This window comes from Micromonospora sp. NPDC047762 (assembly GCF_043204655.1).
Classification (GTDB): Bacteria; Actinomycetota; Actinomycetes; order Mycobacteriales; family Micromonosporaceae; genus Micromonospora.
Genome location: NZ_JBIDCQ010000014.1, coordinates 107596 through 120496, shown reverse-complemented (window position 1 = coordinate 120496; position 12901 = coordinate 107596). Strand labels below are relative to the sequence as shown.

At 69.3% G+C, this 12901-nt stretch carries 13 protein-coding genes; 11 read left to right on the top strand and 2 right to left on the bottom strand.

Features of this window, described 5'->3' with window-relative positions; genetic code table 11:
• Window positions 1-85 precede the first annotated feature (85 nt).
• The 3 genes from ACGF3C_RS31915 to ACGF3C_RS31905 are packed head-to-tail and all read left to right on the top strand — an operon-like array spanning window position 86 to window position 2794.
• A complete protein-coding gene (locus tag ACGF3C_RS31915; protein ID WP_393227496.1) occupies window positions 86-1177 on the top strand; it encodes a site-2 protease family protein in 1092 nt (363 codons plus the stop codon).
• Window positions 1174-2175 carry a tRNA (adenine-N1)-methyltransferase gene (locus ACGF3C_RS31910; RefSeq protein ID WP_393227433.1) on the top strand — a complete coding sequence of 334 codons (1002 nt, stop codon included), beginning with the start codon at window positions 1174-1176 and terminating at the stop codon, window positions 2173-2175. The genes ACGF3C_RS31915 and ACGF3C_RS31910 overlap by 4 nt, the downstream gene beginning before the upstream one ends.
• A 46-nt stretch (window positions 2176-2221) precedes the next feature.
• Entirely contained in the window at window positions 2222-2794 is a 573-nt protein-coding gene (locus ACGF3C_RS31905; protein ID WP_357223804.1) for a hypothetical protein, read from the top strand.
• A 47-nt stretch (window positions 2795-2841) separates the two neighbouring features.
• Here ACGF3C_RS31905 and ACGF3C_RS31900 read toward each other — a convergent pair whose 3' ends face one another.
• A complete protein-coding gene (locus tag ACGF3C_RS31900; RefSeq protein WP_266242041.1) occupies window positions 2842-3135 on the bottom strand; it encodes a ferredoxin in 294 nt (97 codons plus the stop codon).
• A gap of 178 nt (window positions 3136-3313) precedes the next feature.
• On the opposite strand from ACGF3C_RS31900, the gene arc reads away from it, so the two are divergent.
• Window positions 3314-5098 carry a proteasome ATPase gene (arc, locus tag ACGF3C_RS31895; protein ID WP_030332887.1) on the top strand — a complete coding sequence of 595 codons (1785 nt, stop codon included), beginning with the start codon at window positions 3314-3316 and terminating at the stop codon, window positions 5096-5098.
• Between the two features lie 64 nt (window positions 5099-5162).
• On the opposite strand, the gene ACGF3C_RS31890 is transcribed toward arc, so the two are convergent.
• Window positions 5163-5516 (bottom strand): GtrA family protein, encoded by a 354-nt coding sequence (locus ACGF3C_RS31890; RefSeq protein ID WP_266305161.1) that lies wholly within the window; start codon window positions 5514-5516, stop codon window positions 5163-5165.
• A 153-nt stretch (window positions 5517-5669) separates the two neighbouring features.
• On the opposite strand from ACGF3C_RS31890, the gene ACGF3C_RS31885 reads away from it, so the two are divergent.
• The 7 genes from ACGF3C_RS31885 to prcA all read left to right on the top strand — a co-directional run bounded on the left by ACGF3C_RS31885 (window position 5670) and on the right by prcA (window position 12879).
• Complete coding sequence (locus ACGF3C_RS31885; RefSeq protein WP_393227430.1) at window positions 5670-7295, top strand: DUF2142 domain-containing protein; 1626 nt, start codon at window positions 5670-5672, stop codon at window positions 7293-7295.
• A 37-nt stretch (window positions 7296-7332) separates the two neighbouring features.
• Entirely contained in the window at window positions 7333-8850 is a 1518-nt protein-coding gene (dop, locus tag ACGF3C_RS31880; RefSeq protein WP_393227428.1) for a depupylase/deamidase Dop, read from the top strand.
• A 113-nt stretch (window positions 8851-8963) separates the two neighbouring features.
• Window positions 8964-10190 carry an acyltransferase family protein gene (locus ACGF3C_RS31875; protein ID WP_393227427.1) on the top strand — a complete coding sequence of 409 codons (1227 nt, stop codon included), beginning with the start codon at window positions 8964-8966 and terminating at the stop codon, window positions 10188-10190.
• 108 nt (window positions 10191-10298) lie between these two features.
• Window positions 10299-10514: a ubiquitin-like protein Pup gene (locus ACGF3C_RS31870; RefSeq protein ID WP_088948111.1), complete on the top strand. Its 216-nt coding sequence runs from the start codon at window positions 10299-10301 to the stop codon at window positions 10512-10514.
• A 22-nt stretch (window positions 10515-10536) separates the two neighbouring features.
• Window positions 10537-11223: an endonuclease VII domain-containing protein gene (locus ACGF3C_RS31865; RefSeq protein ID WP_393227425.1), complete on the top strand. Its 687-nt coding sequence runs from the start codon at window positions 10537-10539 to the stop codon at window positions 11221-11223.
• Window positions 11142-11981, top strand: a complete 840-nt coding sequence (prcB, locus tag ACGF3C_RS31860; protein ID WP_181518379.1) for a proteasome subunit beta — start codon at window positions 11142-11144, stop codon at window positions 11979-11981. The genes ACGF3C_RS31865 and prcB overlap by 82 nt, the downstream gene beginning before the upstream one ends.
• 58 nt (window positions 11982-12039) lie before the next feature.
• The gene (gene prcA / locus ACGF3C_RS31855) at window positions 12040-12879 is read left to right on the top strand and encodes a proteasome subunit alpha (protein WP_112587322.1); all 840 of its coding nucleotides are present in this window, start codon (window positions 12040-12042) and stop codon (window positions 12877-12879) included.
• Window positions 12880-12901 lie beyond the last annotated feature (22 nt).

Below are 12901 nucleotides of genomic sequence, written 5' to 3'. Positions count from 1 at the left end.
GACGGTCCGTAGCATCGTGGCGATGGAGCAGACAACCAGGCCGCCGCGCCGACCGGACCGACGTCTCGGCCTGAACGTCGGCAAGGTGTTCGGGGTGCCGCTGTACCTCAACGGCTCCATGGTCCTGCTCGCGGTGCTCATCGCTGTGCTCTACGGCGAGTTCGCCCGCCGACAACTGGACCTGCCGCAGCTCAGCGGCTACCTGATCGGCTTCGGGTTCGTCGTGTCGCTGCTCGGCTCGGTGCTGCTGCACGAGCTGGGCCACGCCCTCACCGCCCGGCGGTACGGCATCGGTGTGCGCGGGATCACCCTGGAGCTGCTCGGCGGTTACACCGAGATGGACCGCGACGCCCCGTCGCCCCGCGTCGACCTGCTGGTCTCGTTGGCCGGCCCGGCGGTCTCCGCTGTGCTCGGCGTCCTGGCGGTCGCCACCACGCTCGCCCTGCCCGAGGGAACGGTGGCGCACCAGCTCGCCTTCCAGCTCGCGGTCAGCAACGTCATCGTGGCCCTGTTCAACAGCCTGCCCGGGCTTCCGCTCGACGGCGGCCGGGCGCTGCGCGCCGCGGTGTGGGGGCTGACCCGCGACCGGCACCTCGGCACCGAGGTCGCCGGGTGGGCCGGCCGGATCGTCGCCGTCGGCACTGCGGCCCTGGTGGTGCTGCTCACCGTCGAGCGGCGGCTGGCGCCGCTGGCGCTGCCGCTGATGCTCCTGGTCGCCGTCACCCTCTGGCGTGGCGCCGGGCAGTCGATCCGGGCCGCCCGGGTCAGCCGCCGGTTCCCGCTGATCGACCTCGCCCGGCTGGCCCGTCCGGTCTGGCCGGTGTCCACCGGTACGCCACTGGCCGAGGCCCAGCGCCGCCGCGCCGAGAGCGGGCCGCCCGACGCCGCGCTGGTGGTCACCGACTCCACCGGTCGACCGGTGGCGCTGGTCGACCCGGCCGCCGCCGACGCGGTGCCGGTCGAGCGCCGACCGTGGTTGGCGGTTGACGCCGTCGCCCGGTCGCTGGGCACTCTTCCCACGTTGTCGCTCGGATGGGACGGCGAGCGGGTGATGGAGGCCGTACAGACCTACCCGGGCGCACAGTACGTGGTGACGTCAGGCGAAGATGTCGTCGGCATTCTGCACATCGCGGACCTGGCACAGCTCCTTGAACCCAACCGGAAGATGACACCGTGACCGCAACTCCCTCCACCGTCGCCGCCGACCCCGCCAGCCCGGCGCTGACACCCGTGCACCGTGGGCCGTTCCGGCCCGGCGACCGGGTCCAGCTGACCGACCCCAAGGGGCGGATGCACACCGTGACGCTGGAGCCCGGCAAGGAGTTCCACACCCACCGCGGCATCCTGGCCCACGACGCGCTGATCGGGCTCCCCGACGGCAGCGTGGTGACCACCTCCGGTGGGGGCACCGCCTTCCTGGCCCTGCGGCCGCTGCTGTCGGACTACGTGCTGTCCATGCCGCGCGGCGCCCAGGTGATCTACCCGAAGGACTCGGCGCAGATCGTGGCGATGGGCGACATCTTCCCCGGCGCGAAGGTCCTCGAGGCCGGCGCCGGCTCCGGCGCGCTGAGCTGCTCACTGCTGCGAGCCGTCGGCACGGAGGGCGAGCTGCACTCGTTCGAACTGCGCGACGACTTCGCCCAGATCGCCAAGCGCAACGTCGAGGCGTTCTTCAACGGGCCGCACCCCTCGTGGAACCTGCACGTCGGCGACGTCGCGCAGTGCCGGGAGACCGGCTTCGACCGGATCATCCTGGACATGTTGACCCCCTGGGAGACCCTCGACATGGTCGAGCGGGCGCTGGTGCCCGGTGGGGTGTTCATCGGCTACGTCGCCACCACACCGCAGCTGTCCGAGCTGGTGGAGGCGCTGCGCGAGCGCGGCGGCTGGACCGAGCCCCGGGCCTGGGAGTCCCTGGTGCGAGACTGGCACGCGGAGGGCCTCGCCGTCCGTCCGGACCACCGGATGATCGCGCACACCGCCTTCCTGGTGTCCGCTCGCAAGCTGGCCCCGGGGGTCACCGCGCCGCCGCGCCGCCGCAAGCCCAGCAAGGGCACCGAGGCGTACGCGCAGCGCCGTCAGGACCTGCGTGAGGCGGAGGCGGCCCGACAGGCCGCCGCCGCGCAGGCGGCGGGCGCGCAACCCAACGGTGCGGGGGAGATGGACAGGCCGTGACCATCGAGCTGGGTGTCGGCAGCGCCGAGCAGGGGGAGACGCTGGCATGAGCCGACCGGGCTACGGCGGTGGAGACCTCCCCGCGGTCTTTCCCGACTGGTCGCCCTACCAGGACCTGGAGTCGGCGGCGCGGGCCTACCTGCGCGACCCGGACGTCGCCCTGGAGGCGCTCGGCGGCGTGCTGCGCGGCGCGTCGGTGCTCGGCTTCACCCTGGAACGCTTCGTCAACGAGGTCAACGGGGTGTGGCAGGAGGTCGTGGTCTGCGACGGCAGCCGGCTCATCCTCTGGCACGGCGAGGACGTACCGCCGGAGGAGGGCCCTCCGGGCTCGATGACCTCGTCGCTGCGGGTGGTGCCGGTCTCCACCGTCACCGAGGTGGGCTGCCGGCGGCGACTCAACCGTGCCGAGAGCGGCGAGATCCGGGTCGACAGCATCGACGTCTACCTGCTGCTCACCTCGTTGGACGAGGCGCCGCCGAGTGAGGAGATTCCCGGTACGCCCCGGCACGACGCGTTGCGCTTCGGCAAGACCCTCGACGACGGCGGCGCCGGGCAGATCGCCCGGTTGGAGGAGTTCGCGCGGTTGGTCGCCTCGGTGGTCGGCCGTCCGATGCTCTGAGGCGTACCCCGTTCTTACCGGCCGGGCCGCGCGGCCCGGCCGGTGGGTCAGTCGTCCTCGGCGTCCGGGCCGGCGACCTCGACACCGTCGCCGCGCACCACGTGGATGCAGTCGCCCGGGCACTCCTTCGCGGAGTCGATCACCTCGAGTCGCAGGTGCGCGGGGACGTCGACCCGGCTGCCCGGTGCCATCCGCAGCTCACCGTCGACGCCCTTGACGTAGGCCAGGCCGTCGATGTCGAACTCGAACACCTCCGGCGCGTACTGCACGCAGAGCCCGTCGCCCGTGCAGAGGTCCTGGTCGACCCAGACCTGCAATTCGTCGGTCGCGACCTCGGCCACCTGTGCACCCCCCATGTTCTCCCGTGCCACGCCCCGACGGTACCCGAACGCCGGTAACGGCCCGTCAGGCCACCCTTGGCGATCAAGGTTCGGTGACGAGGGTGTTGCGTGGGACCGAATCGGCCTCATAGCGGCTAGTGTTAGGGCAGAACGTTCAAGCCCCCCGGGGAGGTGGGACGTGGCAGCACGTAGCGACGACGCGGACTCGCGCGCCGCACGGTGGGAGAAGGAAGCCCACGATCTCTCCACGCAGGTCGCGTTCCTGCAAGAGGAACTCGCCCTGGTGCGGCGCAAGTTGACCGAAAGCCCCCGACACGTCCGGCAGCTCGAAGAGCGGCTGGCGGCCACCCAGGCACAGTTGGCGCGGCTGACCGAGAACAACGACCGGCTGGTGAGCACCCTCAAGGAAGCTCGCACGCAGATCGTGACGCTCAAGGAGGAGATCGACCGGCTCGCGCAACCGCCGAGCGGTTACGGAGTCTTCCTGGCCAAGCACGAGGACGGCACGGTGGACGTCTTCACCGGTGGCCGCAAACTACGGGTCGCGGTCTCGCCCTCGCTCGATGTGGGTGACCTGCGGCGCGGCCAGGAGGTCCTGCTCAACGACGCGCTCAACATCGTCGACGCGTTCGGTTACGAGCGGGTTGGCGAAGTGGTGATGCTCAAGGAGATCCTGGAGGGGCCGAACGGCGGGCCGGGCGACCGGGCGCTGGTGGTCTCCCACTCCGACGAGGAGCGCATCGTGCACCTCGCCGAGACGCTCATCGGCTCGGCGATCCGGGCCGGCGACTCGCTCATGATCGAGCCCCGTTCGGCGTACGCGTACGAGCGGATCCCGAAGAGCGAGGTCGAGGAGCTGGTCCTGGAGGAGGTGCCCGACGTCGACTACGGCGACATCGGTGGCCTCCAGTCGCAGATCGAGCAGATCCGCGACGCGGTGGAGTTGCCGTTCCTGCACGCGGACCTGTTCCGTGAGCACCAGCTCCGCCCGCCCAAGGGCATCCTGCTCTACGGCCCACCCGGCTGTGGCAAGACGCTCATCGCCAAGGCGGTGGCCAACTCGCTGGCCAAGAAGATCGCCGAGCGGCAGGGCAAGGAGAAGCACACCAGCTTCTTCCTCAACATCAAGGGCCCGGAGCTGCTCAACAAGTACGTCGGTGAGACCGAGCGGCACATCCGGCTGATCTTCCAGCGCGCCCGGGAGAAGGCCGGCGAGGGCACGCCGGTGATCGTGTTCTTCGACGAGATGGACTCGATCTTCCGAACCCGTGGCTCCGGTGTCTCCTCCGACGTGGAGAACACCATCGTTCCGCAGCTGCTCAGCGAGATCGACGGCGTGGAGGGGCTGGAGAACGTCATCGTCATCGGCGCCTCCAACCGGGAAGACATGATCGACCCGGCGATCCTGCGCCCCGGTCGCCTCGACGTGAAGATCAAGATCGAGCGACCGGACGCCGAGGCGGCCAAGGACATCTTCTCCAAGTACATCCTCTCCGGGCTGCCCCTGCACCCGGACGACCTGGCCGAACACGGCACCGACCCCCAGGCCACCGTCGCGGCGATGATCGACGCCGTGGTGCTGCGGATGTACTCAGAAACCGAGGAGAACCGATTCCTCGAGGTCACCTACGCCAACGGTGACAAGGAAGTTCTCTACTTCAAGGACTTCAACTCCGGCGCGATGATCCAGAACATCGTCGACCGGAGCAAGAAGATGGCCATCAAGGAGTTCCTCACCTCGGGTCGCAAGGGGCTGCGCCTTCAGCACCTGCTCGACGCCTGCGTCGACGAGTTCCGCGAGAACGAAGACCTCCCCAACACCACCAACCCCGACGACTGGGCGCGCATCTCCGGCAAGAAGGGCGAGCGGATCGTCTACATCCGCACGCTCGTCTCCGGCGGCAAGGGCGCCGAGGCCGGCCGGTCCATCGAGACCGCCAGCAACACCGGCCAGTACCTCTGACCCCAGCAGCGAGGGTGCCCACCATCAGGTGGGCACCCTCGCTGCGGGTATTCCAGGGCGTCGGTCAGGCAGCGAAGATCCACCGCTTCGACACCACGTAGTTCGCCGCCGACAGCGACGCCGTCACCAAGAGCTTCGCCAGCAGGTACGGCGTGCCCGCCCAGGTCAACGCGGACACCAGCACCACGTTGGCGGTCAGGTTCGCGAGGACCAGCGCGAAGTAGCGCCCCACCTGCGGCACCATCTGGGCGGACGAGCCGAACGACCACGCCCGGTTCAGCCCGAAGTTGACCCAGAACGAGGTCAGGAACGACATCCCGGCCGCAACCGGCAGGACGATCCGGAGAACTCCGTGGTACACGAAGAGTGATCCCGTGTCCACGGCAACGCTCAGACCCCCGACGACCAGAAACCGCACAGCGCTGTGTCGGGACAGGTGGCGGACGGACTCGGCAACAGGTGACAGCAAAGAGTTCTCCAAGGGGGGACCCGGAGCGGTGAGGACGACGAGGGAGTCTATCGTCTGTCCATCTACCCAGCGGGGCCTGCCCGCGCGAGCCGCGAGGTTGACGTGCCTGATCCCGGAAGAGTGACGTTGCCGGCCACCAGCGGAAGCCCGGCGGCCACCATCAGCACAGGCCGACGACACTGGGCCCTCGCCTTCGCCGCATTCTTTCTGATCATCTTCGCCTGGTCGATGGCCGCCCCCTACGACGGCACCCCGGACGAGCGGGAGCACATCGTCCGAGCGGCCGGCGTCGCCGCCGGGCAGATCGCGCCCCCGCCCGCCGACGCGAAGAAGGGCACCGGCGCCTTCCAGACCGTTCCCGGTGGTCTCGTCCGCGAGCAGTGCTGGCAGTTCAAGAAGGAAGTCTCGGCGGCCTGCGCCCAGCCCCCCGGCAGCGACGACACACCGACCCGCGCCGGCACCGGGGCCGGTCGTTACTTCCCCGCCTACTACGCCCTCGTCGGCGCACCGACGGTGCTCTGGCCCGGCTGGTCCGGCGTCCTGCTCGCCCGCATGATCAGCGCCCTGTGCTCCGCCGCGCTGCTCGCCTGCGCGTACGTCGTGATCCGCAACCGGTCCCGCCGCGGCCTCATGATGGGCGCCCTGCTCGTCGTCACCACCCCGATGGCCGTGCACATGGCCAGCGCGGTCAACCCGAACGGCCTGGAGATCGCCGCCGGCATCGCCTTCTTCAGCGCGGTCATCCCCCTGCTCCTCGGCCCACCCGGCCCACGGCGCGGCCTCATCGTCCTCGTCGGGATCAGCGCGCTGCTCCTCGCGGTGCTGCGCCAGACCGGTCCGCTGTGGCTGGCGACCGCGTTCATCGCGTTCGCCTTCCCGCTGCGCCGCGGCAACCTCCTCGGCCTGCTGCGGGACCGGGCCGCGCAGCTCTGGGCAGGTGGCATCGTCCTGTCCACCCTCGCCGTGCTCGCCTGGTCCGTCCGCCAGCAGACCTCCGACCTCGGCAACTACTCCGCCGACCGGCTCACCTACGGGCAGGCGGCCCTGCGCGAGGCCGACCGGTGGCGGGGATACCTCGACCAGATCGTCGGGGTCACCTCCTGGCTGGACACCCGGATGCCCGCCCCGCCCTACCTGATCTGGCAGCTCGTCGCCGGAGCGCTGCTGCTCATCGGGGTCGTCTGGGGCAGCACGCTCGACCGGTGGCGCCTGCTCGTGCTGCTCGGCGGCGGCGTGGCCGTCCCCTCCCTCATGCAGATCGCCCTGGTCAACGAGAGCGGCTTCGTCACCCAGGGCCGCTACATGCTGCCCATGCTGGTCGGCGTTCTGCTCTACGCCGCGTGGATCGCCGAACAACGCGGCTTCGAGGTCGCCCGGGCCCGCTCGTTCACCCGACTCGCCGTCCTGCTCCTCCTGCCGATCCAGCTGTTCTGCCTGGCGTACACGATGGTCCGCTGGCAGAACGGCCTGCCCGCCAACATCGGGCTGAGCAGCCTCAACCCCCTTGGCGGCGACTGGCACCCGGTGGTCGGCTCGGTGATCCCGCTGCTGAGCGCAATCGTCGGCCTGGTGCTGTTCGGGTGGCTCGTCTGGACCACCGGCTCCGCCGCGACCGACGACCTGACGCCGCCCGCTGAGCATTCCGACACCGAATCCAGCGAACTGTTGCGGCCCGCCGGCACTCACCTACAGAGTGCAGGTGCTCAGGGCGGACTACGCTCGACCTGACGGTGGACCGGGTCGGGCGAGCGAAGCGGGTAGGTCGATGAGCGTAAGACGGATCATGGGCACCGAGGTCGAGTACGGCATCTCCGTGCCCGGGCAGGCCGGAGCCAACCCGATGGTCACCTCATCGCAGGTGGTCAACGCCTACGGGGCACGCCCGGAACTCAACCGGGGCGGCCGGGCCCGGTGGGACTACGAGGAAGAGTCGCCGCTGCGCGACGCCCGCGGCTTCACCTACTCCGGTGCCGCGTACGACCCCGCCGAGGCCCTCGCGGACGAGGACCTGGGCCTGGCCAACGTGATACTCACCAACGGCGCACGGCTCTACGTGGACCACGCTCACCCCGAATACTCCACCCCCGAGGTCACCACTCCCAGGGACATCGTGCGCTGGGACAAGGCCGGCGAGCGGGTGATGGCCGAGGCGTCCCGCCGGGCCGCCACCATCCCGGGCACCCAGCCGATCCACCTCTACAAGAACAACACCGACAACAAGGGCGCCAGCTACGGTGCCCACGAGAACTACCTGATGCGCCGGCAGACGCCGTTCGCCGACATCGTGGCGTACCTGACGCCGTTCTTCGTCACCCGGCAGATCGTCTGCGGCGCCGGTCGGGTCGGCATCGGCCAGGACGGCGGCCAGAGCGGCTTCCAGATCTCCCAGCGTGCCGACTTCTTCGAGGTCGAGGTCGGCCTGGAGACCACCCTCAAACGGCCGATCATCAACACCCGGGACGAGCCGCACGCCGACGCCGACAAGTACCGCCGGCTGCACGTCATCATCGGCGACGCCAACCTCTCCGAGATCTCCACCTACCTCAAGGTCGGCACCACCGCGCTGATCCTCAGCATGATCGAGGAGAAGGCCCTCGGCGCCGACCTCGGCATCGCCGACCCGGTCAGCGAACTGCGCGCCGTCAGCCACGACCCCGCCCTGACGCACCGCATGCGACTGCGCGACGGCCGCCGGCTCACCGCCCTCGACCTGCAATGGGCGTACCTGGAGCGGGTCCGGTCCTTTGTCGACGACCGGTACGGCACCGACGCCGACGAGCAGACCATCGACGTGCTCGACCGCTGGGAGAGCGTCCTGGACCGGCTCGGCCGGGATCCGATGCTCTGCGCCGACGAGTTGGACTGGGTGGCCAAGCTGCGACTGCTGGAGGGCTACCGGGAGCGGGAGAAGCTCGGTTGGGGCTCGCACAAGCTCCAGCTCGTCGACCTCCAATATTCCGACGTCCGGCCGGAGAAGGGTCTCTACCACCGCCTGGTCAGCCGGGGGGCGATGAAGACGCTGCTCACCGACGACGAGACGCGCAGCGCGATGACCGAGCCACCGGAGGACACCCGGGCTTACTTCCGCGGTCGCTGCCTCGCCCAGTACGCCTCCGAGGTGGTCGCCGCGAGCTGGGACTCGGTGATCTTCGACGTGGGCCGGGAGTCGTTGGTCCGGGTGCCGATGATGGAACCCGAGCGGGGCACCCGCGCCCACGTTGGGGCGTTGTTCGATCGGTGCGCCAGCGCCAAGGACCTGTTGGAGACGTTGACCGGGGGCTGAGATCCGGTGCCTCCGCCGGGAATCGCTCTGTGGCATGCTAGGCCGTCCCCCGATCCGTCGACCCACACGGTGATGCGATGCTCCCCTCAGCCCGGCAGGTTGGCCTGCGTGCGATGACCGTTGTACCGCTGTCGAACGCGTACGCCGGGCGTGCCAACAGCTTCGGCTTCCTGCGGCTCTGCTTCGCCGTCGCGGTCGTCCTCGCGCACACCGCGGTGATCGGGTACGCCCGACCGTTGACCGAGGTCGTCGACGTGGCCGGTCTGGGGGTGGCCGGCTTCTTCGGCATCTCCGGCTTCCTCATCACCCGCAGCGCCCGGAGGGCCAGCCTGCCCCGCTACCTGTGGCACCGTGCCCTGCGGATCTGGCCGGGCCTCTGGGTGTGTCTGCTGTTCATCGGCTTCGTGGTGGCCCCGATCGTCTGGTACGCCGATCGCGGCAATCTGGACGGCCTGTGGCGACACCCGGCCGGCGTGGTCAACTTCCTGCAGGCGAACTGGTGGGGTGGCTACCGCCAACAGGGGATCATGGACGTCTTCCGGGACACGCCGTACGGCGACCTGGTGCGTAAGAGCGTTCTCGACGGCTCACTCTGGACGCTCAGCTACGAGATCTTCTGCTACCTGATCGTGGCTTCGCTGGCTGTGGTGGCGGTGCTGCGTCGGGCCCGGTGGCTGGTGCTCGCGGCCGCCGTTCTCGTCTTCGGTCTGCTGCTGTGGAACCAGTACGAGGCGCTGCGCTTCGGCGGATCGACATACTTCACCAGCGGCTCCGTCGGCACGTTGCCGCTGCTCGGCACACTCAGCAAGATCTGGTTCCTGCGGTTCGGCTTCATGTTCCTGGTGGGTGCCGTAGCGGACCTCTACAGCGACAAGCTGCCCATCAGCGACGTCCTGGGCGTGCTCGCCATCGTGGTGACCGGCTGGCAGACCCTGGAGGGCCACCTGTTCGGCCCGGCGTTGCTCGCCTACGAGTACGCCATCCTCTACCTCGCGGTCCGGTTGCCACGGCTGCTGCACCGCGTGGGCCAGAAGAACGACTACTCGTACGGCATCTACATCTACTCCTTCGTCGTGCAGCAGATGCTGGCCTGGCTGGGGGCGGCTGCCTGGGGGTTCGTCGGCTACTTCGCGGTGGTCATGGCCTTCACCGTCGTCCTGGCGTTTCTGTCCTGGCATCTGGTGGAGAAGCAGGCGTTGCGGTTCAAGGACTGGACACCCCGCCTGCGGCGCGGGGCACCTCCGGCGGAGGCGTCGGGGGAGGAGCAGCGTGAGCCGGAGCGGGTCCCGGTGCCGGTGCCGGGCCCGGCACCGGCAGACGCCTCGTCTCCTCGGAGCTGACCGCTCCACAGCAATTGAAGGCCCCCGACCCGAACACGGCGGACGTGAGGGCTTTCTGTCGTCTGCACGGGGTAGATTTCTTCTCAGACGATCGTGGAGGAGACAGCCATGGCCACTCATGACAGCGGCGGCCAGTCGCAGTCCGGCAAGTCCCGTCAGGGCGAGGAAATCGAGGACGTCACCACCGAGGCGAACCCCGAGGTGGCCGAGCGGCACGCCGAAATCACCGAGGACGTCGACGACCTCCTCGACGAGATCGACTCCGTCCTCGAAGAGAATGCAGAGGAATTTGTGAGGGGCTATGTGCAAAAAGGGGGTGAGTAGGGCATAAGGACGCTAAACGGACATGCCTCGTCCTCTGGATGACCGGGATGGCCACCGCCGCTGCCGCGACTGCGGCGAGTGGCTGCCCCTTGATCAATTTTGTGCCAATAGCAGACGACCCGACGGTCGCGGCAGCTATTGCAAGCCCTGCTTCAACATGCGATCGAAGGCGGGCTACGCCAAGCGCCTGAAGGAACAGCAGGGTAGGGGCGTGCGTCAACTACCGTTGGTGCCAGCGGGCCACCGGCGATGCCCCGACTGCGGTGCCACAAAGCCCCTCGATGACTTTCCGCGGAACCGCTCCGGCCGTGGAGGTTACGGCCGATACTGCAAGCCTTGCCACAACGCGAAGGGCAAGGAGAGCATGCTTCGCCTGCACGGCGGGACTCGCGAGTACCACCTGCGGCGGCGGTACGGCGTGGGTGAGAAGGAGTTTCAGGAGCTCCTGGCCGAGCAGGGCGAGGTCTGCGCGATCTGTGGCGGTGCCGACCCGCAACATCTGGACCACGATCATCGCACCGGATGGGTGCGCGGGATACTCTGCTTCAACTGCAACGGTGGTCTTGGCCAGTTCCGTGACAGTCCCATGAGGCTGGCCAGGGCGATCACGTACCTGAGAGGAACCACGTGGCAGCGGGCTTTGATCCATCCGGGCGTCTTCCAGATGTGTTCACCAACGCGGGGACGTCCTCCTTCACGACGTTTCTGAGTCGGGTGGCCCCCGAGATGTTGCCCGGTCGGCGACCGCTGCCGCCGGGCATGGCCGCCGACCTGGCGCCGCACGCGACCACCATCGTGGCCATCGCGGCCGCCGAGGGTGTGGTGATGGCGGGCGACCGACGGGCCACCATGGGCAACCTGATCGCTCAGCGCGACATCGAGAAGGTGCACCCCGCCGACGCGTATTCGCTGGTCGGCATCGCGGGCACCGCCGGTATCGGCATCGAGCTGATGCGACTGTTCCAGGTGGAGCTGGAGCACTACGAGAAGATCGAGGGCGCGATGCTCTCGTTGGACGGTAAGGCCAACCGGTTGGCCTCGATGATCCGGGGCAATCTGGGTGCGGCCATGCAGGGGTTGGCAGTGGTGCCGCTCTTCGCCGGGTTCGACCTGGCCGCCGCCGACCCGGCGCGCGCCGGTCGGATCTTCAGCTTCGACGTGACCGGTGGGCCGTACGAGGAGACCGGCTACGACGCGATCGGGTCCGGGTCGCTGTTCGCGAAGTCCGCCTTGAAGAAGCGGTTCCGGGCCGGGTTGTCCGTCGAGGACGCGACGCGGCTGGCGGTCGAGGCGCTCTACGACGCCGCCGACGACGACACCGCGACCGGTGGGCCGGATCTGACCCGCCGGATCTACCCCGTGGTGATGACCGCGACCGCCGAGGGCACCCGCCGGTTGACCGACACCGAGACGGCGGCGATCGCCGAGGGTGTGGTTGCCGGCCGGATGGAGAACCCGGGCGGTTGAGTCCCGCACCTCACCAGTCAGCAGTCGTCAGCACAGCGCCGTAAGGAGAACCGCCGACGTGGCCATGCAGTTCTACGCCTCTCCCGAACAGATCATGCGCGACCGCTCCGAGTTGGCCCGCAAGGGCATCGCTCGGGGCCGCAGCGCTGTGGTCCTCAGCTACTCCGGCGGGGTCCTCTTCGTCGCGGAGAACCTTTCCAGCGCCCTGCACAAGGTCAGCGAGATCTACGACCGGATCGGGTTCGCCGCGGTCGGTCGGTACAACGAGTTCGAGAACCTGCGCCGCGCCGGTGTCCGGATGGCCGACCTGAACGGGCTCAGCTACGACCGGCGTGACGTCACTGGTCGGGCCCTGGCCAACGCGTTCGCGCAGACCCTGGGTGCCATCTTCACCGAGCAGTCGAAGCCGTTCGAGGTGGAGATCTGCGTGGCGGAGGTCGGTGCCACCCCGGAGGCGGACGAGCTGTACCGGCTGACCTATGACGGTTCGGTGAACGACGAGCCGGGGCGGATGGCCATGGGTGGTCAGGCCGAGGCGATCACCGGTGTGTTGAAGTCGCAGCATCGGGCGGACATGTCCCTGGGCGAGGCGGTCAGGGTGGCGGTGCAGGCGTTGAGCACGGTCGGTGGTGAGGGCGGTGCGGCCAGGACGATCGCCGCGAACCAGCTCGAGGTGGCGGTCCTGGACCGTCAGCGGATCGGACGGACGTTCCGGCGGATCACCGGTGCCGCGCTGACGGCTCTGTTGGACGGGGATGCGGCGGCCGAGGGGCAGGCGGCGGATGCGGCGGGCGGTCCCGCCGAGCCGGTCGTGCCGACCACGGAGGGGCACAAGCCGACGTCGTCGGCCGGCTCCGCGGACCTGGAGGACCGGCCCGCGGAGGGCGGCGAGCGCTAGGGTTTCGCCCGCTGGTGCCGGG